Source organism: Streptomyces sp. NPDC021749, assembly GCF_040640655.1.
Lineage (GTDB): Bacteria > Actinomycetota > Actinomycetes > Streptomycetales > Streptomycetaceae > Streptomyces.
The window spans coordinates 112974-138087 of the sequence record NZ_JBFACE010000001.1 but is presented as its reverse complement, the minus strand read 5'-3'; the positions used below and the strand labels follow the sequence as shown (position 1 = coordinate 138087).

The following is a 25114-nucleotide window of genomic DNA, read 5'->3' as shown; positions in this document are numbered from 1 at the left end:
TGCGCCCCGGGCAGCCGCCCGGGGCGGGCCCGGGACGAGTGACGACCAGGGGGAAGAACGATGACGGCCGAGCTGGTCCGGGGCCAGAACCATCCACTGGACCGGAGCCGGGTGGAGGTCCGGATCGCGGCGGGCGTCCCCGTCGTGGCCGGGGTGACGCTCGGCGACGAGCGGGGCGGGCTCCCGGACGCCGAAGCGGTGGCCCACCCGGGTGCCCCCTGCCGGCCCGGCGTCGAGGTGCCGGCCCGGGCAGCCGCCGAGCACCGCATCACGGTGGACCTCGACGCGCTGCCCGCGGCCGTCCACCGGGTCAGCGTGCTGCTGGCGCTCGCCGCCCGGAGCGGCGCGCCGGCCGCCTTCGGTGCGGCCCCCGCACCGTCCGTGCGGCTCGCCGCCGCCGACGGCACGGACCTGGTCGGCTACACCCTCACCGGACTGACCACCGAGACGGCCGTCATCGCCGTCGAGCTGTACCGCCGACAGGACGCCTGGAAGGTACGGGCGGTGGGCCAGGGATACGCCGGCGGCCTGGCCGCGCTGCTGCACGACCAAGGGCTGGCGCAGGCGGCCGAGCTGGCCGCCGAGGCCGAGGCGGCGGCCGTGCCGGACCCGGCCCGCGAGGCCCCGGCGCCCGCCCCCGCCGTCAGGTCCGCGGCCGGCACCCCGCCCACCGGCGGTCCCGTCGACTACCGCCACCCCAAGCGCCGCAGCGCCCCCGCACCCGGCTCCACCCCGCCAGCCCCCTCCGGCGCCCCCACGGCCGCCGCCCCCACGGCCGCCGCATCCACGTCCGCCGCCCCCGAGGCGGACGGCCCGCCGCCACCCGTGGCCGGCGACGCCGCCGGATGGAGCATGGAGGAGCGGCTCTACAACCAGGTCTGGGGCATGTTCGAGGACCTGGCCCGGTCGGTCGCGGCGTACCGCAGCGCGTCGGACTTCGCCGCGTCCCGTCTGGAGCAGGAGCTCGACGAGGTCCTCGCCGACCCGCGCAACCGCCTCGGCACGGCCGCGGACGTCGCCCGGGCCACCGCCCGCGACCGGCACGCCACCCTCCTGACCCGGGCCCGCGCCGCCCTCGACCGCGACCTGGCGCAGCTGACCGCGGAGTCGGAGGTCGTCGAGCCCGCCCTGCCGCCCGCGTTCGCCCGCTGGGACAACCCCGTGTGGCAGGGCCACCACGTCCCCCTGGAACGCCCGATGGCGCTGCGGCTGGGCGATCTGCACCTCCCCGAGGTGCTGGACCTGCGCATCCCCATGCTCGTCCGGCTCCCGTTGGAGCGCGGGCTGTGGATCGACAGCGGACCGGACACCTTCGCCCGGGGCCCGGAGCCCGGCCCGGAGCGCGAGTTCGGCCGGCGCGAGCTGGGCAGCGCACTGACGGACGGCCCGCCGGACGCGGCGGAGGTACGGCGGCTCGCCCAGGAGACCGCCGTGGCGATCGCCGCCCGGCTGCTCGCCGTCCACCCCGCGGGACAGTTCGCCGTGCAGGTCATCGACCCCGGCGGTACGGCGGCCCAGGCGCTCGCGCCGCTCGTGGAGACCGGTGCCCTGCCGGGGCCTCCGGTGCCCGGCGCCAAGGGGGTGGCCACGGTCCTGGAGGGGCTGATCAGGCGGGTGGACCTGGTCCAGATGGCGGTGCGCAGCCGGGCCGCGGACGCGCTGCCGCCCGATCTGGACACCGCCGAGCAGCTGCTGATCGTCCATGACTTCCCGCACGGCTTCGACGACCGCGCGGTGACCCGGCTCCGCTATCTGGCCGACGAGGGCCCGGCGGCCGGGGTCCATCTGATGATGGTCGCCGACCGGGCCCAGGCCCGGGAGTTCGGCCCGGTGCTGGACCCGCTGTGGCGTTCCCTGCTGCGCATCACGCCGGTGCCGGACGCCCACCTCGCCGATCCCTGGGTCGGCCACGCCTGGACGTACGAGCCGGCGCTCGCCCCGAAGGGCAGCCAGGTGGTGCGTCAGGTGCTGACCCGCCTCGCGGAGGCCCGGCGCGCCGCGGCCCGCTCCGAACCCGCCCGGCCACCCCTGCCGCCAACCGCCTGACCAGCTCTTTTACCCATCCCTTTACTAAATCTTGGTCATCCTTTACTCTTCTTGGTGCGGAGGGGAGTACTCCCGATGCGGCGTACCCGTCATCACGGATCGTGAGAGTGACGAGATCCCGGGACGCCGGCCCCGTGCCCTTCGGGCGGTGCGGGGCGGAAGAGACCTCCGGCAGCGACGACGCTGTGAGTGCCGTACGACTCTGCCGGAGGAGCAGTGAACGTTTCCCTGACCCTGTGGGTGCTGACCATTCTCGGTCTGTGCGCCCTGATCGCCGCCGACTTCTTCATCGGCGGCCGCAAACCGCACGAGGTCTCCCTCAAGGAGGCCGGCACCTGGACCGCCGTCTGGATCGCGCTCGCCGCACTGTTCGGCCTTGGTCTGCTGGTCTTCGGCGGGACCGCACCGGCCGGTGAGTTCTTCGCCGGCTTCATCACCGAGAAGTCCCTGAGCGTCGACAACCTCTTCGTCTTCGTCCTGATCATGGCGAAGTTCGCGGTTCCGGCGGTCTACCAGCAGCGGGTGCTGATGGTGGGCGTGCTGATCGCGCTGGTGCTGCGGGCCGGTTTCATCGGCGCGGGCGCCGCGATCATCGCCAACTTCTCCTGGGTCTTCTACCTCTTCGGCGCGTTCCTCATCTGGACCGCCTGGAAGCTCATCCAGGAGGCGCGGGCGGACCAGGAGGACGAGGAGTACGAGGAGAACCGCTTCCTCAAGATGGTCGAGCGGCGCTTCCCGTCGACCGACCGCTACCACGGCACCAAGCTGTTCGTCGTCGAGAACGGCAAGCGGCTGATGACCCCGATGCTGATCGTCATGATGGCGATCGGCACCACCGACGTCCTCTTCGCCCTGGACTCCATCCCGGCGATCTTCGGCCTCACCCAGGACCCGTACATCGTCTTCACCGCCAACGCCTTCGCCCTGATGGGCCTGCGGCAGCTGTACTTCCTCATCGGCGGACTGCTCAAGAAGCTGGTCCACCTCTCCTACGGCCTGTCGGTCATCCTCGGCTTCATCGGCGTGAAGCTCGTGCTGCACGCGCTGCACGAGTCCGGAGTGGCCGTCCCGGAGATCAGCATCCCGGTCTCCCTGGGCGTGATCTGCGCCGTGCTGGTCGTCACCACGCTCACCAGCCTGCGCGCCGCGAAGAAACAGTCGGCGGCCGAGGCGGCGGACGCCGAGGAGCGCATCGAGGTCTGAACATGCGGAGACGGGCCGGCGCACGGCCCGTCTCCGCAGGCTTCCCGGCGGCCCGCAGCCCCGCTACCAGCCCCGCTCGCGCCACGCCGTGAGATGCGGGCGTTCCGCGCCCAGGGTGGTGTCGTTGCCGTGGCCCGGGTAGACCCAGGTCTCGTCGGGGAGTTCACCGAAGAGCTTGCTCTCCACCCCGTCGATCAGGCTGGTGAACTTCTCGGCGTCGCCCCAAGTGTTGCCGACGCCGCCCGGGAACAGGCAGTCGCCGGTGAACAGATGCGGGGGGCCGTGCGGGTCGTCGTAGACGAGCGCGATGCTGCCGGGGGTGTGGCCGACCAGATGGCGCGCCGTCAGCCGGACCCGGCCGACGGTGATCGTGTCGCCGTCGTCGACCAGGACGTCCGTGGGCACGGGGATGCCCTCGGCGTCGTACCGGCCCGCGTACGTCCGCGCGCCCGTCGCGTCGACCACCTCCCGCAGCGCGCCCCAGTGGTCGCCGTGGCGGTGCGTGGTCACGACCGACGCCAGACCGCTCTCGCCGACCAGCGCGAGGAGGGTGTGCGGGTCCGCCGCCGCGTCGATCAGCAACTGCTCGTCGGTCGCCCGGCACCGCAGCACATAGGCGTTGTTGTCCATCGGACCGACCGCGACCTTCGAGATCATCAGGTCGGTCAGCTCGTGCACGTCGGCCGGTCCGCCGACCTTCACTGCTCCGCTGTAGGCCATGGAGCCCACTCTAGAGCGGGGGTACGACAGGCAGCGCGGAGCCGTGACCGTCGAGTCCCGTGCCGTCGCCGCGCCCGGTGAGCCACCCCACCAGGGCCGTTGCCGAGCCGCTCACCACTACGGGCGCGGCCGTGTCCCCCGAGCCGGCGGCCGCGCGGCCGGTGCGCCAGTGCCGGCCGTCGTCGGTGCGGATCTCCAGGGCGGGCAGGTCAGGATGCCCGGCGAACTTCACGGTGGTGAGGAACGCCAGCTCCCTGTCGATGAACCCGGGCGACAGCTGGTCCAGGGTGTGGCCGACCCCGAGGTCCAGGTGGTGCAGCTCCACCTCGGCCAGCCGGCGCAACGGCAGCCGGTCGGCGCGCTCGACGACCCCGTTGCGCATCTCCACCTCGAAGGCGCGGCGCGCCTCCGGCAGCGCGTCCACCGCCGCGTCGAACCGCGCGGCGCTCTCCTTCAGGTCCGCCAGATGCGCCTCCAGGGAACGGTCGGCGTCCCGCTCGATGTCGGCGTCACGGGCCTCGGCGCCGGCGTACATCGGCGTACGGACGTCCGTCCGCGCCCAGGTGAGGAGGTTGACCAGGGCGTCCGCGTTGCGTGCCAGATGGGCGAGGACATGGCCGCGGGTCCATCCGGGCAGCAGCGACGGTTCGCCGATCGCCTCGTCGTCGAGCTTGCCCAGCGAGATCAGGAGCCGGTCGGTGGACTCACGGACGGCGGCCACGTCGTGCGCGAAATCGGTCGGGGTGACGGTCATGCTCCGAAGCTAGCGCCGAGCGGGCGAGTGCGGGAGTCGGCGGGCACCGGTCAGGGCGTACGCGGGGCGGGAAGGGCGGCGCGCGACGGCCGGACGGGCCACCGGGCGCCGCCCCCTCCAGAGCCCGGCGGAGTCAGCCCGCCAGATCGGCGGGCGCGCCGAACCACCGCCGGAGCGCGGCCGCCAACCCGTCCGGCGCACTCGCCGTGCCGCCCGTGGTCGCCGGCGTCCCGGAGATGTCCGCGGCCCAGGCGGTGCAGCCGTCCGGCCGCACCAGGAGGCCGGCCAGCTCCGGCCGCTGCGGGCAACCGGCGGTGAGCGGCCGCACCCGGCCGCCGTATCCGGCGGCGCACTTGCGCAGCTCCGCGTCGTCGGCGAGATCGAGCAACAGCCCCCGGCCGTCCCGCAGATGGTCCCCGAGCCGGCTGCCGTCGGAGAGTTCCAGGTCGGGAGCGCTGCGGCCGGTCAGCGGATGGTCGCCGGGCAGGTCGTAGCGCTGCCAGACACCGGAGATCTTCTTGGCGAAGAAGGTGGTGCCGGAGACCGTGCCCGTCAGTTCGGCGACGACCCGGCGCAGCGCCCCGGCATGGGCCTCCGGACGCATCAGCGCCACCTGGGCACGGGTCCAGTCCAGCACCCAGGCGCCTATCGGGTGCCGCTCGGCCGTGTAGGTGTCGAGCAGCCCCTCGGGCGCCCAGCCGCGGACCGTCGCGGCCAGCTTCCAGCCGAGGTTCACCGCATCGCCGATGCCCAGGTTCAGCCCCTGCCCGCCGAACGGCGAGTGGACGTGCGCCGCGTCACCGGCGAGCAGCACCCGCCCGGCCCGGTAGTCGGGCACCTGACGGGCGTTGTCCGTGAACCGGGTCGCCGAGATCACCTTGTGGACCCGGACGTCGTCCACACCGGAGACGCGGCGCAGCGACTCCTCCAACTCCTGCGCGGTGACCGGAGCCTCACGGTCCGCCGGCGGACCGTCGAATTCGACGGTGAGGAACCGGCCGGGCATCGGACCGTGCGCGTACGTCCCGACCTCCGTCCAGTTCCAGCCGGCCCCCAGCGCCTCGGTGCCGGTCATCTCCACGAGGGCCTGGCGGCCGGTGATCCCCGGGTCCGTACCGGGGAACGGGAATCCGGCGAGCCGGCGGACCGTGCTGCGGCCGCCGTCGCACCCCACCAGCCAGCCGGTGTGCAGCGTGCCCTCCGAGGTGTGCACCCGCACCCCGTCCTCCCCGGCGTCGAAGCCGGTCAGGGTCACCCCGCGGCGCACCTCGACGCCCAGTTCGGCGGCGCGCGCGGCGAGCAGCCGTTCCAGGGCCTCCTGGGGGACCAGCCCGATGTCGGCGGCGGGGCCGGCGGCATGGAGGTCCGGATCGGACTCGTCCAGCAGATCCCCGCGCAGCATGATGCCCGCGAAGTGCCCGGCGAACTTGGGCGGCTGCTGCACCACCGAGGCGCCGGCGGCCTGCCGCTGGCGCACGAACGAGCTGAACTTCCCGAGGACGGTGCGCTGCACCTCGGCCAGCTCCGGGAGCATCCCGCGCCGGTAGAAGGCCTCCGCGCTGGGGGTGTTGATCGCCCCCGCCTTGATCGTCGTGTCCACCTCGGTCAGCCGCTCCAGGACGACGACCGGGACATCGGCCAGTGCCAGTTCGCAGGCGAGCATCAGCCCCACCGGGCCGCCCCCTGCCACGACTACGTCTGCGTCATAGGTCATGCGCCGAAGTGTAGCCACTAAAAATTTTTTGCGACTCAAAATTGTCGGAGGGGGCGCCTAGGATTCCCGGCATGGTGGATGTGCAGCAGCGGGTGGACGCGCGGACCGGTGAGGACCCGAAGGGCGGGGCCGCGACGGGCGGGGGCCCGGCCGGTGCGGGGCGCCGCACCGAAGCGGCCCGCGGTCGGCAGGCGGAGACCGGCTTCGAGGCGGAGGACGGGCGGCTGACGCTGCGCGAGCGGAAGAAGCTCCGCACCCGCCAGCGGATCTCCGGCGAGGCCACCCTGCTCTTCATCGAGCGCGGCTTCGACAACGTCACCGTCGCCGAGGTGGCCCGCGCCGCCGAGGTCTCCACGATGACCGTCTTCAACTACTTCCCGCGGAAGGAGGACCTCTTCCTCGACCGCATCCCCGAGGGGCGGGAGCTGGTCGTCCGCGCCGTACGGGAACGCGGCCCGGACGAGGCGCCGCTGGCCGCACTGCGCCGGCTCGTCCTCGACCTGCTGGCCGAGCGGCATCCGCTGTGCGGGGTGGGGGAGGGGTTCGAGCACTTCTGGCGTACGGTGCTGGGCTCCCCGGCGCTGCGGGCCCGGGCCCGCGAGGCGGTCGAGGAGCTGGAGGGTACCCTCGCCGGACTCCTCGCCGAGGCCGCGGGCGGCGACGCCGGGCGGCCGGACCACCCCGCCCGGCTGGCCGCGGGGCTGATCGTCGCCGGGATCCGGACCGCGTACGCCGAGGCCGTGGGCCGCCAGCTCGCGGGTGAGCCGGTCGAGGAGGTGGCCGCAGGGCAGGCGGAGGTGCTGCGGCGCACGTTCGAGGCGCTGGAGCGGGCGCTGCCGGCTTGACGGGCCGGGCGGGCTGTGCCGCGGGCGTTTCCGCAGCGTACGGGCGTGCGGCGAGCCGGGAAGGTTGTACGGCCGCCACACGTTTGGGTGAAGAGGGCTTGCGGGCCCCGTAAATCGAATGCGCGTGCTATAGGCTCGTGTGTGGCATCCCAAAGACACTGCCGCTGCGGGCCCCATACCCTGGGGCGGGGGCCCCGCTCCGTTCCGCCGCCTCTGCTCGCTCACCGAGCGGCGGACGCAGAGCCCGCGGCTCCCGCCCCTCTCCAAGAAAGGTGCCGACCGGCGTGGCCGACCGTCTCATCGTCCGTGGCGCTCGCGAGCACAACCTCCGCAACGTCTCGCTCGACCTCCCCCGCGACTCCCTCATCGTCTTCACGGGCCTCTCCGGGTCGGGCAAGTCCTCGCTCGCCTTCGACACGATCTTCGCCGAGGGGCAGCGGCGTTACGTCGAGTCGCTGTCCTCGTACGCCCGGCAGTTCCTCGGGCAGATGGACAAGCCCGACGTGGACTTCATCGAGGGCCTGTCCCCCGCGGTGTCGATCGACCAGAAGTCGACATCGCGCAACCCGCGCTCGACGGTCGGCACGATCACCGAGGTCTACGACTACCTCCGCCTCCTCTTCGCCCGCATCGGCAAGCCGCACTGCCCCGAGTGCGGCCGGCCGATCGCCCGGCAGTCGCCGCAGGCCATCGTCGACAAGGTGCTGGAGCTGCCCGAGGGCAGCCGCTTCCAGGTGCTCTCCCCGCTGGTGCGCGAGCGCAAGGGCGAGTTCGTCGACCTCTTCTCCGACCTCCAGACCAAGGGCTACAGCCGCGCCCGGGTCGACGGCGAGACCATCCAGCTCGCCGAGCCGCCCAAGCTGAAGAAGCAGGAGAAGCACACCATCGAGGTGGTCGTCGACCGCCTCACGGTCAAGGAGAGCGCCAAGCGCCGGCTGACCGACTCCGTCGAGACCGCCCTCGGCCTCTCCGGCGGCATGGTCATCCTCGACTTCGTCGACCTCGACGCCGACGACCCCCAGCGCGAGCGGATGTACTCCGAGCATCTGTACTGCGCCTACGACGACCTCTCCTTCGAAGAGCTCGAACCCCGCTCCTTCTCCTTCAACTCGCCCTTCGGCGCCTGCCCCGAGTGCACCGGCATCGGGACGCGCATGGAGGTCGACCCCGAGCTGATCGTCCCCGACGAGGACCGCTCCCTCGACGAGGGCGCCATCCACCCCTGGTCCGGCGGACACACCAAGGACTACTTCGGCCGCCTGGTCGGCGCACTCGCCGACGCCCTCGGATTCCGTACGGACATCCCCTGGGCCGGGCTGCCGGCCCGCGCCAAGAAGGCGCTGCTGTACGGCCACAAGACCCAGATCGAGGTCCGCTACCGCAACCGCTACGGCCGCCAGCGGGCCTACACCACCCCCTTCGAGGGCGCGGTGCCGTTCGTCAAGCGCCGCCACTCCGAGGCCGAGAGCGACAGCAGCCGCGAGCGCTTCGAGGGCTATATGCGCGAGGTGCCCTGCCCGACGTGTGAGGGCACGCGGCTCAAGCCGATCGTGCTCGCCGTCACGGTCCAGGAGAAGTCGATCGCCGAGGTCGCGGCCATGTCGATCAGCGACTGCGCCGACTTCCTGCGAGGCATGACGCTCAACGCCCGTGAGAAGAAGATCGCCGAGCGGGTGCTCAAGGAGGTCAACGAACGGCTGAAGTTCCTGGTCGACGTCGGCCTGGACTACCTCTCGCTGAACCGCGCGGCCGGCACCCTCTCCGGCGGCGAGGCCCAGCGCATCCGGCTCGCCACCCAGATCGGCTCCGGACTGGTCGGCGTGCTCTACGTCCTCGACGAGCCGTCCATCGGTCTGCACCAGCGCGACAACCACCGCCTGATCGAAACCCTCGTCCGGCTGCGCGACATGGGCAACACCCTGATCGTGGTGGAGCACGACGAGGACACCATCAAGGTCGCGGACTGGGTCGTCGACATCGGCCCCGGCGCCGGCGAGCACGGCGGCCGGGTCGTGCACAGCGGCCCCATGAAGCAGCTGCTGACCAACAAGGAGTCGATCACCGGTCAGTACCTCTCCGGCAAGAAGGCCATCGCGACCCCGGACATCCGCCGGCCCGCCGACCCCGCCCGCCGGCTGACGGTGCACGGCGCCAAGGAGAACAACCTCCGCGACATCGACGTGTCCTTCCCGCTCGGGGTGTTCACCGCCGTCACCGGCGTCTCCGGCTCCGGCAAGTCGACGCTGGTCAACGACATCCTCTACACCCACCTCGCGCGCGAGCTGAACGGCGCCAAGTCGGTACCGGGCCGGCACACCCGGGTCGCCGGTGACGACCTGGTGGACAAGGTCGTCCATGTCGACCAGTCCCCGATCGGCCGGACCCCGCGCTCCAACCCGGCCACCTACACCGGCGTCTTCGACCACATCCGCAAGCTCTTCGCGGAGACGATGGAGGCCAAGGTCCGGGGCTACCTGCCGGGACGCTTCTCGTTCAACGTCAAGGGCGGCCGCTGCGAGAACTGCTCCGGCGACGGCACCATCAAGATCGAGATGAACTTCCTGCCGGACGTCTACGTGCCGTGCGAGGTCTGCCACGGCGCGCGCTACAACCGCGAAACGCTGGAGGTCCACTACAAGGGCAAGTCCATCGCCGAGGTGCTGGACATGCCCATCGAGGAGGCGCTGAGCTTCTTCGAGGCGGTCCCCACCATCGCCCGGCACCTCAAGACGCTCCACGAGGTCGGCCTCGGATACGTCCGCCTCGGACAGTCCGCGCCGACGCTCTCCGGCGGTGAGGCACAGCGCGTCAAGCTCGCCAGCGAGCTCCAGAAGCGCTCGACCGGCAGCACGGTCTACGTCCTCGACGAGCCGACCACCGGTCTGCACTTCGACGACATCAGCAAGCTGATCAACGTGCTGTCCGGGCTGGTCGACAAGGGCAACACGGTGATCGTCATCGAGCACAACCTCGATGTGATCAAGACGGCGGACTGGGTCGTCGACATGGGCCCCGAGGGCGGCAACGGCGGCGGCCTGGTCGTCGCCGAGGGCACGCCCGAGGAGATCGCCTCGGTCCCGGCCAGCCACACCGGCAAGTTCCTGCGGGAGATCCTCGGCGACCGGGTCAGCGACGCCGCGACGGTCGCGGTCGGCAACGGCGGCCGCTCGGCCGGCCCCGGCGCGGCGAAGACCCCGGCCGCCAAGAAGCCGGCAGCCAAGAAGACCGCGGCGAAGAAGACCGCGGCCACGGCGGCGAAGAAGACCGCCGCCAAGAAGACCGCGGCGCGCACCCGCCGGTCCGCGTCCTGACGCCCGCCGGCCCGGCTGGGACCGCAGAGGTCTCAGCCGGGCCGGCGCGGGCCGGATCCTACGCAGCGAGCTCCGGCTACGCCGCCAGTTCCGTGGCGTACGGCGGTTCCGCGCCCGCCCGGGAGCAGGTGATGGCGGCCGCGCGGGCGGCGAAGCGCAGGATGTCCTCCCAGTCCGTGTCGCCGAGGGCGGTGAGCGCCGCGTACGAGAGCGCGTCATGGGCGTCGAGCCGGTGCAGCAGCGCCGCGTTGACGGTGTCGCCCGCGCCGATGGTGTCGACGACGGTGACGCGCTCACCGGGAACGGTCAGTTCGCCGCCGCCCCGCGTCAGCACCGTCAGCCCCGCGCCGCCATGGGTGAGCACGATCGCCGCCGGCCCCGCGGCCAGCCACTCCCGGGCCGCCGCGAGGACCGCCGACCGGCCCCCGCCCGTACCGGCACCCGCCGCGTCCCCGCCCGTACCGGCACCCGCCAGCCACAGCGCGTCCTCCTCCGAGAGCTTCAGCAGGGCGACATGCGGCAGCCAGGAGCGGAAGCGGGCGCGATAGGCGTCGGGGTCGGGAATCAGACCGGGACGGACATTGGGGTCGAGGGCGGTGAACACGCCGCGCGCGGCCTCGCGCCGCAGCAGGGACTCGTAGGCGCTCGCCCCCGGTTCCAGGACCAGCGAGCAGGTGCCCAGCGAGAGCGCCCGGGCCGTGGGAGGCAGCTCCGGCGGCAGCGTGAAGAGGCGGTCGGCGGTGCCGTCGGCGTAGAAGCCGTAGCCTGCCGAACCGTCCGGGCTGATGTCCGCCACCGCGAGGGTGGTCGGTTCGCAGCCGCGCTGCACCAGCGAGGTGTCCACCCCGCCGCTGCGCAGCCCGTTCAGCAGCGCCTCGCCGAAGCTGTCGGTCGAGACCCGGGAGCAGAACGCGGTGGGCGAGCCCAGCCGCCCCAGTGCGACCGCGGTGTTGTACGGACCACCGCCGCGTCGCGGCAGCAGCGCGGGCAACTGCCCGTCCAGAGAAGGACCTTGAGAACGGGGGACGAGGTCGATGAGCGCCTCGCCGGCGACGACGATCACGGGCTGGGGTTCCTTTCCTGGGCGGCCCGGGCGCCCCGGGCAGCGGCGGGGACGGCGCGGACGCCGGGGCGAGCGGCCTGTCCGGCCTGGTGAGCGGCCTGTTCAGCGGGGGGAGCGGTCCCGTCGGCGAGAGCAGCGGCCGGGCCGGGTTCGGGCCCCGGGCCGGTTTCCGGGCAGCCGCACGACGTACGGTGCACGAAGGTGCAGGGCAGGCGGACGGTGCGCGGCGGCCGGCCGGGCTCCTCCAGCCGCTCCAGCAGCAGCCGGACCGCGGTGGCCCCGATCTCCTTGCTGGGCTGGGCGATCGCGGTCAGCCGGGGGCTGAAGAGGTCGGCCCAGGAGAAGTCGTCGAAGCAGGCCAGCGCGATGTCGCGGGGGACGTCGAGGCCCAGGTCGCGCAGCGCACGCAGGGCGCCGATGGTCATCGCGTTGTTCGCGGTGATCAGCGCGGTGGGGGGTTCGGGAGCGGCGAGCAGACGGCGGGTGGCGTCCTCGGCGCCCTCCGCCTCGGAGTTGCCGCCGGCGAGCAGTTCGGGCGCGAATGCCAGGCCGCGCGAGCGCAGGCCCTCGCGGTAGCCCTGGACGCGTTCGGTGGTCGTGCTCAGCCCCGGCAGGCCGGCGACCAGACCGATCCGGCTGTGCCCGGCGTCCGCGAGGTGCTCGACGAGTTGCCGCACCGGCCCGGTGCTCTCCGCGCACACCTGGTCGTGTTCCTCACCGACCAGCCGGTCCAGGAAGACGGTGGGCACCTTGCACCGGGCCAGATAGGCGGCCATACCGGCGGGCTCCGCCGACGGCGCGACGATCATGCCGTCCACCCGGCGTTCGTGCAGCAGCTGGACGACCTTGCGCTCATGCTGCGGGTCGTCGTGCGGATCGGCGATCAGCAGGCTGTAGCCGGCCTGCAGCGCGCCCGCCTCGACGCCCTGGAGGATCTCGGTGAAGTACGGGTTGCTGATCGCCGAGACCGCCAGGCCGATCGACCGGGTGCGGGCGGTCACCAGCGAGCGGGCCAGGGTGTTGGGGGTGTAGCCGAGCTCCTCGATGGCGCCGAGCACCGCGGCCCGGGTGTCCGGGCGCACCGGCCGGGTCTCGTTCAGCACGTGCGAGACCGTGGCGACGGAGACCCCGGCCCGCCGCGCCACGTCCATCATCGTCGTCATCCGGATCTTCCTCCCCGCGGGTGGCACCAGGGCGGCGCCCACGGCCGCGGCCGTACGGCCTCGTTCCGCGAGTCCCCACATTACGAGCAACGACCGCAAACGTAAACGCTTGCGTAAGCGTTTACGCGCTGGGGTTCTTCCCGCGGGGTCCCGGCAGCGCACCCCGCACCACGGTGTGCGGAGGCGCCGATGCGCGCGCTCTCGGCCACGGCCCGGGCAGTCCCGGCGGCCGGTCCGGGGCTCGCGGCGGTGGCCGGGGGAGCGGGGCGCGCGCCTCTCGGCGGCCGGGCGACTCGTGGGGCCGACGCGACGCCGCCGGCCTTCCTCTTCGGCAAGCGGCCGCTGCCGAAAACCAGGGGGCCGCGGCCTGGAGGAGGCGGGGAGGAGCCGCTGCGGGGCCCCGGCCCGGCCGGAAGCGGAGGAAACCGTGCCGGTATCGTCGGGATCCGCCCGCCTCCGAACCGTGTGATCCCTGGAGCCACCATGAGCCAGCCCCCCGCCCGCCGGACCGTGCTGCGGGGTGCCGCGCTCGCCGGGGCCGCCGGCTTCGGACTCACGGCCTGCACGCCCGCCGGTTCGGACGACTCGGCCATCCCCGACAAGCCCGTGGAGCTGGGGCCCGCCGCCGACGTCCCGGTCGGCGGCGCCAAGCTCTACCGCGAGGACCGGCTCGTCGTCTCCCAGCCCGCCGAGGGCACGTACAAGTGCTTCAGCGCCAAGTGCACCCACGCCGGCTGCATCCTGTCCGACGTCGAGAAGAAGGAGGGCAGCTGCCCCTGCCACGGCAGCCGCTTCGACGTCACCACCGGGAAGGTCGTCCAGGGCCCGGCCTCCGAGCCGCTGCCCGAGGTCCCGGTCAGGGCCGAGCACGGCAAGCTGATCGCGGGCCCGAGCACGGCAAGCTGAGGGGGAGCCTCCGGCGTCCCGGCCACCCCGGTGGCCCACCCGATGCCGCTGCTACTCCCCATCCCACCCGATACCGCCGTTATCCCCAATCCCACCCGATCCCCAGTATTCCGGGCCGTACGCCCTGCTCGACCAGGTGGACGGCGTGGTACCGGCCGCTCAGCGTCAGCTCCTGCTGGGCGCTGCGCGGGGCGCCCGCCGAGGCCTGGGCGAAGCGGCGGCAGCGCACCGGCAGCGCCGCCTCGTCGAACCGCACCTGCAGGACGTACTGGCAGCCGGCGAAGCTGAAACCGCGCAGGTACTCGGTGCTGGGACCGCCGCTGCCGTCCTCGAAGACGTACCCGAAGACATGGGTGTCGCCGGCCCGCAGCCGGGTGTCGAAGAGCAGCTCGGCGACCACCACACCGGCCTCGGCGTGCCCGCGCACCCGGCCCAGCCGGCAGTTCTCCCCGGCGTGCACCCGCACCCGGGCGGGCTCGCAGCCCGCCTCGCCGCGGTGGATGGCGACATAGCGGTCCACGCCGTCCCGGTGCGCCCGGACCACCTGGTGGGACTCCCGCTCGACCAGCTGGCGCTGCGGCCCGATACGGACCCGTTCGTGGTGGCCGACGGTGTGCAGCCCGCCGTCCGCGGGCGCCTCCAGCTCGGCGAACAGCCGCTGCAACGCGTCGGCGGGCGCCACCAGCGAGCGGTACGAGCGACCGGCCGGCCGCTCGGCCTCCGGACGGGCGCCGCCCTCCGGGACCAGCAGCCGGTGCAGGGAGTGCGCGGGCAGCTCCAGCACCTCCTCCAGGGCACGGACCGCCCGCAGCGATTCGGGCCGCTGCGGCCGCCGGGCGCCCTGCTGCCAGTAGCTCAGGCTGGTCACCCCGATGGTGATGCCGCGCTGGGCGAGCTTGTGCTGGACGCGGGTGAGGGCCAGCCCCCGTGCGGTGAGCGCGGAGCGCAGGGCGAGGTGGAACGGGCCGGTCCGCAGGAGCTGGGTCAGCTCGGCCGACTGGGGAGTGTTCTGTGCCATGTTCCTCTTCCTCCGGCGCGCGGGTGAACGTTCACAACCGGATTGCGCGCCGCGTGCTCTCCGTGCCTGTTCACTGCAGTACGCCGGGCACCGGTCGTTCACATCCGGGCCCGTCCGTCCACACCCCCATGTCATCCCGCATTGAAGCGTGTTGACCTGCCTGCGACAACACCCGATGCTCCTCGCAAGCATCCGGATGCGCTCCTCTCCCCCTCACCCCCCATCGGGAGGAACGCCATGCCACGTGCACCCCTGTCCCGCCGGAGATGGCTGTCGGCCGCGGCGCTCACCGCCGCCGCACTGACCGCCTCCTCCACCGCGACCGCCGCGGCGGCCACCCCGCCCGTCAGCCCGTCGCGCCCCGCCGCCACGGCCGCCACCGCGCGCCCCCTGACCGCCAACCGCCTCGACATCTCCATGCAGGCCCAGGAGAAGACCAACTGGTGCTGGGCCGGCTCCGGCAACACCATCGCCTCCTGGTACGGCAGGAACTACAGCCAGAACCAGTTCTGCAACGCCGCGTTCAACCGCCGGCAGGGCACCACCTGCCCCAACAACCAGGCCACCCTCGGCAACGTGCAGAACGCCTTCGACTGGATGGGCATCAACTCCGGCTCCTACGTGACCGGTTGGCTCCGCTACAGCACCGTCCAGAACGAGATCAACGCCAACCGGCCCATCGAGACCCGCATCCAGTGGTCCTCCGGCGGCGGCCACATGCACGTCGTCTACGGCTACGACACCGACAACGACTGGATCTACTGGGGCGACCCCTGGCCTTCCAACTACCGTTACAACTGGGGCGATTTCGACTACTACGTCAACGGCAGCTCCTTCTCCTGGACGCACTCCCTCTACCGGATAGGAGCCTGAGGCATGACGCAGCGCACCGCCGCCCCCACCGTCGTCCGCGCCGTCGCCACCGGAGCGCTGGCCACCGCCCTGATCGGCCTCGCGCCGTACGCCGCGGTCGCGGCGCCCCTCCCCGCGCCGCAGGCACCGGCCCGGGTGAGCCTCACCGCGGCCCACGACGCGGCCGCCGCCCCTGCGACCCTGAAGACCCTGGCCCGCTTCTTCGCCGCCGACGGAAAGCGCCAGGGCGCCCGCGCCGTGGCGCCCGGCGCCGTACGGCCGCACATCGAGGGCGCCGCCGTCCCGGTCTACGCCCTCTCCCCGGACTTCGTCCGCGGCAGTGCCCACGCCCCCGTCGCCCGCCTGGAGTTCCTCGCCAGCAAGGCCGTCGCCGCCGACGGCCGCACCGCCTCGGTGTGGACCGTGCGCCACGGCCGCACCTGGAAGGTCGTCAACATCGCCAGCGGCGACGACGAGACCCGCTACACCGCGGCCGGCGCCGCCCGGGACAGGGCCGGCACCGTCTTCCACGAGCCGCAGATCGACGCCTGGTACCTCCAGCGCGGCGACCGCATCGAGCCCCTGGACGCGGACGCCCGCAAGGCCGTCGGCACCCACGGCACCACCGTCGCCGCCTACCGCAAGCGGGTGGCGAAGGCCTACGGCGACAAGCTCCCCGGCTCCGCGTACGACAAGCGCGGCGAGGCCGGCGGCTACGGCCCCAGGGCCGCGGAGCACGCCGCCCCGGCCGCGGAACCCGCCGCCCGGCAGCCCGCACAGGCGTCCGCACTCCCCGACGGCGACCTCCCCGTGACCGCCGCCACCACCGCGGCCGGCGCCGCCGCCCTGCTCGCCCTGGGCCTGTCCGCCGCGACCGCCCTGCGCCGGCGCCGCCACCGCTGACCAGGGCCCCCGGCCGCCTGCCCGCCACCCCCACGGCGGGCAGGCACCCCGGCCGCAGTCCGGACACCGTGATTGTCGGTGGCGGTCAGTAGGGTGGGGTTCATGGCAGACCCCAGCAGCTACCGACCCAAGCCGGGACAGATCCCCGACTCGCCGGGGGTCTACAAATTCCGCGACGAGCACGGCCGGGTCATCTACGTCGGCAAGGCCAAGAGCCTGCGCCAGCGCCTGGCCAACTACTTCCAGGACCTGGCCGGCCTCCACCCGCGCACCCGCACGATGGTCACCACCGCCGCCTCCGTGGAATGGACCGTCGTCACCACCGAGGTCGAGGCGCTCCAGCTCGAATACAGCTGGATCAAGGAGTTCGACCCCCGCTTCAACGTCAAATACCGCGACGACAAGAGCTATCCGTACCTCGCGGTCACCCTGGGCGAGGACTTCCCCCGCGCCCAGGTCATGCGCGGCGCCAAGAAGAAGGGCGTCCGCTACTTCGGCCCGTACGCCCACGCCTGGGCCATCCGCGAGACCGTCGACCTCATGCTGCGCGTCTTCCCGGTCCGCACCTGCTCCGCCGGCGTCTTCAAGCGCTCCGCCCAGATCGGCCGCCCCTGCCTCCTCGGCTACATCGGCAAGTGCTCCGCCCCCTGCGTCGGCCGGATCTCCCAAGAGGACCACCGCGAACTCGCCGAGGAATTCTGCGACTTCATGGCCGGCCGCACCGGCGCCTACATCCGCCGCCTGGAGCGCAGCATGCAGGAAGCCGCCGAGGACATGGAGTACGAACGCGCCGCCCGGCTCCGCGACGACATAGGCGCCCTCAAGCGCGCCATGGAGAAGAGCGCCGTCGTCCTCGCCGACGCCACCGACGCCGACCTGATCGCCGTCGCCGAGGACGAACTCGAAGCCGCCGTCCAGATCTTCCACGTCCGCGGCGGCCGGGTCCGCGGCCAGCGCGGCTGGGTCACCGACAAGGTCGAGGCGGTCACCACCGGCGACCTCGTCGAACACGCCCTCCAGCAGCTCTACGGCGACGAACAGGGCGACGCCGTGCCCAAGGAGGTGCTGGTCCCCGCGCTGCCCGACCCCGTCGAACCGGTCGCCCAGTGGCTCACCCAGCGCCGCGGCTCCCAGGTCTCCCTGCGCATCCCCCAGCGCGGCGACAAGAAGGACCTGATGGCCACCGTCGGCCGCAACGCCCAGCAGGCCCTCGCCCTGCACAAGACCAAGCGCGCCTCCGACCTGACCACCCGCTCCCGCGCCCTGGAGGAGATCGCCGAGGCCCTCGGCCTGGACTCGGTCCCGCTGCGCATCGAGTGCTTCGACATCTCCCACCTCCAGGGCGAGGACGTGGTCGCCTCCATGGTCGTCTTCGAGGACGGCCTCGCCCGGAAGAGCGAATACCGCCGCTTCCAGATCAAGGGATTCGCGGGGCAGGACGACGTCCGTTCCATGCACGAGGTCATCGGCCGCCGCTTCCGGCGCTACCTCCAGGAGAAGCAGAAGTCGGGGGAGTGGACCGAGGAAGGCGGACAGCCGGACGACGAGGCCCCCGAGGACGCCCCCCAGGCCGCCGGCGGCCCGCTCGACGACGACGGCCGCCCCAAGCGGTTCGCCTACCCTCCCCAGCTCGTCGTCGTCGACGGCGGCGCCCCCCAGGTCGCCGCCGCCCGCCGGGCCATGGACGAGCTCGGCATCGACGACGTCGCCGTCTGCGGCCTGGCCAAGCGCCTGGAGGAGGTCTGGCTGCCCGGCGAGGACGACCCGGTCGTCCTGCCCCGCAGCAGCGAGGGCCTCTACCTCCTCCAGCGCGTCCGCGACGAGGCACACCGCTTCGCGATCACCTACCAGCGCAGCAAGCGGACCAAGCGACTGAAGGCCTCACCGCTCGACGCCGTGCCCGGCCTCGGCGACACCCGCCGCCAGGCACTGCTCAAGCACTTCGGCTCGCTGAAGAAGCTGCGGGCCGCGACGATCGACGAGATCTGCGCGGTCCCGGGGGTCGGCCGCAAGACCGCCGAGACGGTCGCCGCGGCACTGGCCGGAGCGGCACCGACCGCTCCCGCGGTGAACACCGCCACAGGAGAGATCATTGAGGATGACGGGGCCGCACCGGCCGCGTTGTCGGCAGAACGGGGGCAGGAACCATGAGCACAGAGCACGAGACGCAGGAAACCGAGAGAAACGGTGCACAGGTGAGTACGGGCACGATGCGCGAGTCCGACCAGGGCGAGAGCGCCGCGATCCCCGAGCTGGTGATCATCTCCGGGATGTCCGGCGCCGGCCGCAGCACGGCCGCCAAGTGCCTGGAGGACCTCGGCTGGTTCGTCGTCGACAACATCCCGCCCGAGCTGATCCCCCCGATGGTCGAGCTCGGCGCCCGCTCCCAGGGCAACGTCGCCCGCATCGCCGTCGTCGTCGACGTCCGCGGCCGCCGGTTCTTCGCCAACCTCAAGGAATCCCTGGCCACCCTCGACGCGCAGAACGTCAAGCGCCGCATCGTCTTCCTGGAATCCTCCGACGAGGCCCTGGTGCGCCGCTTCGAGTCCGTCCGCCGCCCGCACCCCCTCCAGGGCGACGGCCGCATCGTCGACGGCATCGCCGCCGAACGCGACCTGCTGCGCGAGCTGCGCGGCGACGCCGACCTGGTCATCGACACCTCCAGCCTCAACGTCCACGAGCTCCGGGCCAAGATGGACGCCCAGTTCGCCGGCGAAGAGGTCCCCGAGCTCCGCGCCACCGTCATGTCCTTCGGCTTCAAGTACGGCCTGCCCGTCGACGCCGACATGGTCATCGACTGCCGCTTCATCCCCAACCCGCACTGGGTCCCCGAACTCCGCCCCTTCACCGGCCTCAACGACGAGGTCTCCCACTACGTCTTCAGCCAGCCCGGCTCCAAGGAGTTCCTCGACGGCTACGCCGAGCTGCTGCGGATCGTCGCCGAGGGCTACCGCCGCGAGGGCAAGCGCTACGTGACCATCGCCGTGGGCTGCACCGGCGGCAAGCACCGCAGCGTCGCGATGTCCGAGAAGCTCGCCCGGCGGTTGGTCTCCGAAGGGGTGGAAACCGTCGTCGTCCACCGCGACATGGGGCGCGAGTGACCGGCCGCACACCACGGCTGCGCCGGGTCCGCCGATTCGTCCCCAGCGGCCGTACGACGAAGGGCGCCACCCCCAAGGTGGTGGCGCTCGGCGGCGGCATGGGCCTGTCCGCCTCCCTCGCCGCGCTCCGCCGGATCACCGGCGACCTCACGGCCGTCGTCACGGTCGCCGACGACGGCGGCTCCAGCGGCCGGCTCCGCGACGAGCTCGGCGTGCTGCCGCCCGGCGACCTGCGCAAGGCGCTGGCCGCGCTGTGCGGCGACGACGACTGGGGCCAGACCTGGGCCCGGGTCATCCAGCACCGCTTCCAGAGCGAGGGCGAGCTGCACGACCACGCCGTCGGCAACCTGCTCATCGTCGCCCTGTGGGAGCAGCTCGGCGACCACGTCCAGGCGCTCGACCTGGTCGGCAAGCTGCTCGGCGCGCACGGCCGGGTCCTGCCCATGTCCGCCGTCCCCCTGGAGCTCCAGGCCCAGGTCAGGGGCCACGACCCGGACCGCCCCGACGACGTCTCCACGGTCCGCGGCCAGGCCACCGTCGCCCTCACCCGCGGCGAGGTGCAGTCCGTGCACGTCGTCCCCGAGGACCCGCCGGCCGTCCCCGAGGCGGTCGCCGCGGTGCGTGACGCCGACTGGGTGGTTCTCGGCCCCGGATCCTGGTTCTCCTCCGTGATCCCCCATCTGCTGGTGCCGGAGCTCCGCCTGGCCCTGGAGGAGACCAAGGCACGCAAGGTGCTCTCCCTCAACCTCGCACCGCAGCCGGGCGAAACCGATGGCTTCTCCCCGCAGCGTCATTTGGAGGTTTTGGCCCGACACGCCCCTAAACTCGCCTTCGACGTGGTGCTGGCCGACAGGGCCGCCGTGCCCGACATCGATGGTCTGACGGTTGCCGCCAAGCAGCTCGTCGGCAGCGAGGTCGAGCTGGCGGCGGTCGCCGCCCAAGGAGACGACGCCCGCTCGACCACCGGGGGAGCCCCCGACCGGCACGACCCGGAGCTGCTGGCCGCCGCGTACGACCGTATTTTTCGGATGCATGGAAGGATCGGCCCATGGCGATGACGGCTGCGGTGAAGGATGAGATTTCCCGGCTCCCCGTCACCCGGACCTGCTGCCGGAAGTCGGAGGTCTCGTCGATCCTGCGGTTCGCGGGAGGTCTGCACCTGGTCAGCGGGCGGATTGTGATCGAGGCCGAGCTGGACACGGGCATCGCCGCCCGCCGGCTCCGCAAGGACATCCTGGAGATCTTCGGGCACAGCTCCGACCTGGTGGTGATGGCCCCCGGCGGGCTGCGCCGCGGCAGCCGCTACGTCGTCCGCGTCGTGGCCGGCGGCGACCAGCTGGCCCGCCAGACCGGCCTGGTCGACGGCCGCGGCCGCCCCATCCGCGGACTGCCCCCACAGGTCGTCTCCGGCGCGACCTGCGACGCCGAGGCCGCCTGGCGCGGCGCCTTCCTCGCCCACGGCTCGCTCACCGAACCCGGCCGCTCCTCCTCCCTGGAGGTCACCTGCCCCGGCCCCGAGGCGGCCCTCGCCCTGGTCGGCGCGGCCCGCCGCCTCGGCATCGGCGCCAAGGCCCGCGAGGTCCGCGGCGTGGACCGGGTCGTCGTCCGTGACGGTGACGCCATCGGCGCGCTGCTGACGCGGCTCGGCGCCCACGAATCGGTGCTCGCCTGGGAGGAGCGGCGGATGCGCCGCGAGGTCCGGGCCACCGCCAACCGCCTCGCCAACTTCGACGACGCCAACCTCCGCCGCTCCGCGCGCGCCGCGGTCGCCGCCGGCGCCCGCGTACAGCGCGCGCTGGAGATCCTCGGCGAGGAGGTCCCCGAGCACCTCGCGGCCGCCGGCCGGCTGCGGATGGAACACAAGCAGGCGTCCCTGGAAGAGCTCGGCGCCCTCGCCGACCCGCCGCTGACCAAGGACGCGGTCGCCGGCCGGATCCGCCGCCTGCTGGCGATGGCCGACAAGCGCGCCCAGGACCTCGGCATCCCCGGCACCGAATCCAACCTCACCGAGGAACTCGCCGAGGGCATGGTCGGCTGACCCCACCCTCCTCATCCGCCCATTCCGCCCCCGGTGCAGCAAACCGCACCGGGGGCGCACTCGTGCGCCCGCTGTTCAGGCCCGAAAGTGCTCATCTGAGAAGCATCGAGCGCGTTTTGTCAATGTCACGTACGTCTCGTATAGGGGGTAGGGTCGGAGGCGGTCGGGGACAGCCCATACAGCTCGCCGGTGTCTTTGCCGGCGTACCAACGAGGAGATCGGTTCGTGACGATCCGCGTAGGCATCAACGGATTCGGCCGCATTGGTCGCAACTACTTCCGCGCGCTCCTGGAGCAGGGCGCGGACATCGAGATCGTCGGTGTCAACGACCTGACCGACAACGCCACCCTGGTCCACCTGCTCAAGTACGACACCATCCTGGGTCGTCTCAAGCAGAACGTCAGCCACACCGACGACACCATCACGGTCGGCAACCAGACCTTCAAGACGATGGCGGAGCGCGACCCGGCGAACCTCCCCTGGGGCGAGCTCGGTGCCGACATCGTCGTCGAGTCGACCGGCATCTTCACCAAGCGCGAGGACGCCGCGAAGCACCTCGCCGCCGGCGCCAAGAAGGTCCTGATCTCCGCGCCCGCCAAGGACGAGGACATCACGATCGTGATGGGCGTCAACAACGACAAGTACGACGCCGCCAACCACCACGTCATCTCCAACGCCTCCTGCACCACCAACTGTGTGGCGCCGATGGCGAAGGTCCTCGACGAGAACTTCGGCATCGTCAAGGGCCTGATGACCACGGTCCACGCGTACACCAACGACCAGCGCATCCTGGACTTCCCGCACAAGGACCTGCGCCGCGCCCGTGCCGCCGCGGAGAACATCATCCCGACCTCCACGGGCGCCGCCAAGGCCACCGCGCTGGTCCTCCCGCAGCTCAAGGGCAAGCTCGACGGCATCGCCATGCGCGTCCCGGTCCCCACCGGCTCGGTCACCGACCTCGTCCTGGAACTCGACCGCGAGGTCAGCAAGGACGAGATCAACTCCGCGTTCCAGAAGGCCGCCGAGGGCCAGCTCAAGGGCATCCTGGAGTACACCGAGGACCCGATCGTCTCCTCGGACATCGTCAACTTCCCGGCCTCCTGCACCTTCGACTCCTCGCTGACCATGGCGCAGGGCAAGCAGGTCAAGGTCGTCGGCTGGTACGACAACGAGTGGGGCTACTCCAACCGCCTGGTGGACCTGACCACCTTCGTCGGCGGCCAGCTCTGATATCTCTGCCTGATACCCCAGGCACCGAGGTGTGAAGGACGGGGCTCGTACGGCGCGACGAAGCGTCGTACGAGCCCCGTCCTGCGACCGAACCAAGCGACGGAGCACTTCCCATGAAGACGATCGACGACCTCCAGGTAGCAGGACAGCGGGTCTTTGTCCGCGCCGACCTGAACGTGCCGCTGGACGGCACCACCATCACCGACGACGGCCGGATCCGCGCCGTCGCCCCGACGATCGCCAAGCTCACCGAGCGCGGCGCCAAGGTGATCGTCGCCTCCCACCTGGGCCGCCCCAAGGGCGCCCCGGACCCGGCCTTCTCCCTGGCCCCCGCCGCCCAGCGGCTCGGTGAACTCCTCGGCCAGGACGTGGCGTTCGCCACCGACACCGTCGGCGAGTCCGCCGCCGCCGTCACCGCCGGCCTCGCCGACGGCCAGGTGGCCGTACTGGAGAACCTCCGCTTCAACCCCGGCGAGACCAGCAAGGACGACGCCGAACGCGGCGCCTTCGCCGACCAGCTCGCCGCTCTCGCCGACCTCTACGTCGGCGACGGCTTCGGCGCCGTGCACCGCAAGCACGCCTCCGTCTACGACCTCCCCCAGCGCCTTCCGCACGCCGCCGGCGACCTGATCGCCACCGAGGTCGGCGTCCTGAAGAAGCTCACCGAGGACGTCAAGCGCCCCTACGTCGTCGTGCTCGGCGGCGCCAAGGTCTCCGACAAGCTCGCCGTCATCGACGAACTCCTCGGCAAGGCCGACCGCCTCCTCATCGGCGGCGGCATGGCCTACACCTTCCTCAAGGCCAAGGGCTACGAGGTCGGCATCTCCCTCCTCCAGGAGGACCAGATCCCGGCCGTCACGGAATACATGGAGCGCGCCGAGAAGAACGGCGTCGAACTGGTCCTGCCGGTCGACGTCCTCGCCTCCACCGACTTCCCGGACCTCAAGACCAAGGCCCCCGCGGACTTCGACACCCTCGACGCCGACAAGATCCCCTCCGACAAGGAGGGCCTGGACATCGGCCCGAAGACCCGCGAGCTGTACGCTTCCAAGCTGGCCGACGCCGCGACCGTCTTCTGGAACGGTCCGCTCGGTGTCTTCGAGCACCCGGACTACGCCGGTGGCACCCGCGCCATCGCCCAGGCGCTCGTCGACAGCGATGCCTTCACCGTGGTCGGCGGTGGCGACAGCGCCGCCGCGGTCCGCCTGCTGGGCTTCGACGAGAAGGCATTCGGCCACATCTCGACCGGTGGCGGCGCCAGCCTCGAATACCTCGAAGGCAAGACGCTCCCCGGCCTCGCCGCTCTGGAGGACTGAACAACCGTGAGTGACCGCACCCCGCTGATGGCGGGCAACTGGAAGATGAACCTCAACCACCTTGAGGCCATCGCCCACGTCCAGAAGCTCGCCTTCTCCCTCGCCGACAAGGACTTCGACGCCGTAGAGGTCGCCGTCCTGACGCCCTTCACCGACCTCCGCTCGGTGCAGACCCTGGTCGACGGCGACAAGCTCAAGATCAAGTACGGCGCGCAGGACCTCTCCGCGCACGACTCCGGCGCCTACACCGGTGAGATCTCCGGCGCCATGCTCGCCAAGCTCAAGTGCGCGTACGTGGCCGTCGGCCACAGCGAGCGCCGCCAGTACCACGGCGAGAACGAAGAGATCTGCAACGCCAAGGTCAAGGCCGCCTTCAAGCACGGCATCACGCCGATCCTCTGCGTCGGCGAGGGTCTGGACGTCCGCAAGGCCGGCCACCACGTCGCGCACACCCTCGCCCAGGTCGACGGCGGCCTCGCCGACATCCCGGCCGAACAGGCCGAGACCATCGTGATCGCCTACGAACCCGTCTGGGCCATCGGCACCGGCGAGGTCGCCACCCCCGAGGACGCCCAGGAGGTCTGCGCGGCGATCCGCGGCCGCCTGGCCGAGCTCTACAGCCAGGAGCTGGCCGACAAGGTCCGCATCCAGTACGGCGGCTCGGTCAAGTCCGGCAACGTAGCGGCGATCATGGCGCAGCCGGACGTCGACGGTGCCCTGGTCGGCGGCGCGGCACTGGACGCCGACGAATTCGTCAAGATCGTCCGCTTCCGCGACCAGTAGCAGCCGCGCAACACCAGCAGCTATGACGAGGACGAGCCCTCGTCGTACCCTGTCGGGGCCGGGACCGGTGCACCAGCGCCGACCCGGCCCCGCACCATATGTTCCACGTATCGTGATCCATACGTCCGTCCGTCAGTCCTAGAGAGTT

The 25114-nt window shown here is 72.2% G+C and carries 20 protein-coding genes; 14 read left to right on the top strand and 6 right to left on the bottom strand.

All coding sequences use genetic code 11. The features are described from left to right. Positions 1-60: 60 nt before the first annotated feature. Both AB0G35_RS00665 and AB0G35_RS00660 read left to right on the top strand, forming a co-directional pair. The gene (locus AB0G35_RS00665) at positions 61-2046 is read left to right on the top strand and encodes a TerD family protein (RefSeq protein WP_360941410.1); all 1986 of its coding nucleotides are present in this window, start codon (positions 61-63) and stop codon (positions 2044-2046) included. Between the two features lie 216 nt (positions 2047-2262). After that, positions 2263-3249 carry a TerC family protein gene (locus tag AB0G35_RS00660; protein ID WP_360941407.1) on the top strand — a complete coding sequence of 329 codons (987 nt, stop codon included), beginning with the start codon at positions 2263-2265 and terminating at the stop codon, positions 3247-3249. Positions 3250-3312: 63 nt separating this feature from the next. Here the strand turns inward: AB0G35_RS00660 and AB0G35_RS00655 are convergent, their stop codons facing one another. The 3 genes from AB0G35_RS00655 to AB0G35_RS00645 all read right to left on the bottom strand — a co-directional run bounded on the left by AB0G35_RS00655 (position 3313) and on the right by AB0G35_RS00645 (position 6437). Continuing rightward, complete coding sequence (locus AB0G35_RS00655) at positions 3313-3969, bottom strand: MBL fold metallo-hydrolase (RefSeq protein ID WP_360941404.1); 657 nt, start codon at positions 3967-3969, stop codon at positions 3313-3315. A 10-nt stretch (positions 3970-3979) separates the two neighbouring features. Then, a complete protein-coding gene (locus AB0G35_RS00650) occupies positions 3980-4723 on the bottom strand; it encodes a maleylpyruvate isomerase family mycothiol-dependent enzyme (protein ID WP_360941401.1) in 744 nt (247 codons plus the stop codon). Positions 4724-4856: 133 nt separating this feature from the next. After that, positions 4857-6437, bottom strand: coding sequence for an FAD-dependent monooxygenase (locus tag AB0G35_RS00645; protein ID WP_360941398.1), 1581 nt, complete (start codon positions 6435-6437; stop codon positions 4857-4859). 71 nt (positions 6438-6508) lie between these two features. Between AB0G35_RS00645 and AB0G35_RS00640 the strand changes: the two genes are divergently transcribed. Together AB0G35_RS00640 and uvrA are read left to right on the top strand one after the other, a co-directional pair. Next, positions 6509-7282 carry a TetR family transcriptional regulator gene (locus tag AB0G35_RS00640; RefSeq protein WP_360941395.1) on the top strand — a complete coding sequence of 258 codons (774 nt, stop codon included), beginning with the start codon at positions 6509-6511 and terminating at the stop codon, positions 7280-7282. 284 nt (positions 7283-7566) lie between these two features. Next, positions 7567-10593, top strand: coding sequence for an excinuclease ABC subunit UvrA (gene uvrA / locus AB0G35_RS00635; RefSeq protein ID WP_360941392.1), 3027 nt, complete (start codon positions 7567-7569; stop codon positions 10591-10593). 76 nt (positions 10594-10669) lie between these two features. On the opposite strand, the gene AB0G35_RS00630 is transcribed toward uvrA, so the two are convergent. Together AB0G35_RS00630 and AB0G35_RS00625 are read right to left on the bottom strand one after the other, a co-directional pair. After that, the gene (locus tag AB0G35_RS00630; RefSeq protein ID WP_360941389.1) at positions 10670-11656 is read right to left on the bottom strand and encodes a carbohydrate kinase; all 987 of its coding nucleotides are present in this window, start codon (positions 11654-11656) and stop codon (positions 10670-10672) included. Then, positions 11653-12819: a LacI family DNA-binding transcriptional regulator gene (locus tag AB0G35_RS00625; protein ID WP_360941386.1), complete on the bottom strand. Its 1167-nt coding sequence runs from the start codon at positions 12817-12819 to the stop codon at positions 11653-11655. Before AB0G35_RS00625 ends, AB0G35_RS00630 begins: the two co-directional genes overlap by 4 nt. Positions 12820-13302: 483 nt before the next feature. On the opposite strand from AB0G35_RS00625, the gene AB0G35_RS00620 reads away from it, so the two are divergent. Then, positions 13303-13725 carry a Rieske (2Fe-2S) protein gene (locus AB0G35_RS00620; protein WP_360941383.1) on the top strand — a complete coding sequence of 141 codons (423 nt, stop codon included), beginning with the start codon at positions 13303-13305 and terminating at the stop codon, positions 13723-13725. Positions 13726-13804: 79 nt separating this feature from the next. Here AB0G35_RS00620 and AB0G35_RS00615 read toward each other — a convergent pair whose 3' ends face one another. Next, on the bottom strand, positions 13805-14743 hold the full coding sequence (locus tag AB0G35_RS00615; protein ID WP_360941380.1) for a hypothetical protein: 939 nt from the start codon (positions 14741-14743) through the stop codon (positions 13805-13807). A gap of 237 nt (positions 14744-14980) precedes the next feature. Here AB0G35_RS00615 and AB0G35_RS00610 point away from each other — a divergent pair, with 237 nt between their 5' ends. The 9 genes from AB0G35_RS00610 to tpiA all read left to right on the top strand — a co-directional run bounded on the left by AB0G35_RS00610 (position 14981) and on the right by tpiA (position 24966). Beyond that, the gene (locus AB0G35_RS00610; RefSeq protein ID WP_360941377.1) at positions 14981-15616 is read left to right on the top strand and encodes a papain-like cysteine protease family protein; all 636 of its coding nucleotides are present in this window, start codon (positions 14981-14983) and stop codon (positions 15614-15616) included. Between the two features lie 3 nt (positions 15617-15619). Then, positions 15620-16498 (top strand): hypothetical protein, encoded by an 879-nt coding sequence (locus AB0G35_RS00605; protein WP_360941374.1) that lies wholly within the window; start codon positions 15620-15622, stop codon positions 16496-16498. A 102-nt stretch (positions 16499-16600) separates the two neighbouring features. After that, entirely contained in the window at positions 16601-18649 is a 2049-nt protein-coding gene (gene uvrC, locus AB0G35_RS00600) for an excinuclease ABC subunit UvrC (protein ID WP_360941371.1), read from the top strand. After that, a complete protein-coding gene (gene rapZ, locus AB0G35_RS00595; RefSeq protein WP_360941368.1) occupies positions 18646-19599 on the top strand; it encodes an RNase adapter RapZ in 954 nt (317 codons plus the stop codon). Before uvrC ends, rapZ begins: the two co-directional genes overlap by 4 nt. Next, positions 19596-20657, top strand: a complete 1062-nt coding sequence (yvcK, locus tag AB0G35_RS00590; protein WP_360941365.1) for a uridine diphosphate-N-acetylglucosamine-binding protein YvcK — start codon at positions 19596-19598, stop codon at positions 20655-20657. Before rapZ ends, yvcK begins: the two co-directional genes overlap by 4 nt. Continuing rightward, positions 20648-21637 carry a DNA-binding protein WhiA gene (gene whiA, locus AB0G35_RS00585; RefSeq protein ID WP_018091880.1) on the top strand — a complete coding sequence of 330 codons (990 nt, stop codon included), beginning with the start codon at positions 20648-20650 and terminating at the stop codon, positions 21635-21637. Before yvcK ends, whiA begins: the two co-directional genes overlap by 10 nt. 225 nt (positions 21638-21862) lie before the next feature. Further along, positions 21863-22867, top strand: a complete 1005-nt coding sequence (gene gap, locus AB0G35_RS00580; protein WP_360941362.1) for a type I glyceraldehyde-3-phosphate dehydrogenase — start codon at positions 21863-21865, stop codon at positions 22865-22867. A 113-nt stretch (positions 22868-22980) separates the two neighbouring features. Next, complete coding sequence (locus AB0G35_RS00575) at positions 22981-24183, top strand: phosphoglycerate kinase (RefSeq protein WP_360941359.1); 1203 nt, start codon at positions 22981-22983, stop codon at positions 24181-24183. 6 nt (positions 24184-24189) lie between these two features. Beyond that, complete coding sequence (gene tpiA, locus AB0G35_RS00570; RefSeq protein ID WP_360941356.1) at positions 24190-24966, top strand: triose-phosphate isomerase; 777 nt, start codon at positions 24190-24192, stop codon at positions 24964-24966. Positions 24967-25114 lie beyond the last annotated feature (148 nt).

Excerpts from the sequence above, each read along its gene's own strand:
- uvrC (WP_360941371.1), top strand. The coding sequence starts at position 16,601 with ATGGCAGACCCCAGCAGCTACCGACCCAAGCCGGGACAGATCCCCGAC.
- AB0G35_RS00615 (WP_360941380.1), bottom strand. The coding sequence starts at position 14,743 with ATGGCACAGAACACTCCCCAGTCGGCCGAGCTGACCCAGCTCCTGCGG.
- whiA (WP_018091880.1), top strand. The coding sequence starts at position 20,648 with ATGGCGATGACGGCTGCGGTGAAGGATGAGATTTCCCGGCTCCCCGTC.
- AB0G35_RS00645 (WP_360941398.1), bottom strand. The coding sequence starts at position 6,437 with ATGACCTATGACGCAGACGTAGTCGTGGCAGGGGGCGGCCCGGTGGGG.
- AB0G35_RS00620 (WP_360941383.1), top strand. The coding sequence starts at position 13,303 with ATGAGCCAGCCCCCCGCCCGCCGGACCGTGCTGCGGGGTGCCGCGCTC.
- AB0G35_RS00665 (WP_360941410.1), top strand. The coding sequence starts at position 61 with ATGACGGCCGAGCTGGTCCGGGGCCAGAACCATCCACTGGACCGGAGC.
- AB0G35_RS00625 (WP_360941386.1), bottom strand. The coding sequence starts at position 12,819 with ATGACGACGATGATGGACGTGGCGCGGCGGGCCGGGGTCTCCGTCGCC.
- rapZ (WP_360941368.1), top strand. The coding sequence starts at position 18,646 with ATGAGCACAGAGCACGAGACGCAGGAAACCGAGAGAAACGGTGCACAG.
- AB0G35_RS00575 (WP_360941359.1), top strand. The coding sequence starts at position 22,981 with ATGAAGACGATCGACGACCTCCAGGTAGCAGGACAGCGGGTCTTTGTC.
- AB0G35_RS00655 (WP_360941404.1), bottom strand. The coding sequence starts at position 3,969 with ATGGCCTACAGCGGAGCAGTGAAGGTCGGCGGACCGGCCGACGTGCAC.
- AB0G35_RS00605 (WP_360941374.1), top strand. The coding sequence starts at position 15,620 with ATGACGCAGCGCACCGCCGCCCCCACCGTCGTCCGCGCCGTCGCCACC.
- AB0G35_RS00650 (WP_360941401.1), bottom strand. The coding sequence starts at position 4,723 with ATGACCGTCACCCCGACCGATTTCGCGCACGACGTGGCCGCCGTCCGT.
- AB0G35_RS00640 (WP_360941395.1), top strand. The coding sequence starts at position 6,509 with ATGGTGGATGTGCAGCAGCGGGTGGACGCGCGGACCGGTGAGGACCCG.
- AB0G35_RS00610 (WP_360941377.1), top strand. The coding sequence starts at position 14,981 with ATGCCACGTGCACCCCTGTCCCGCCGGAGATGGCTGTCGGCCGCGGCG.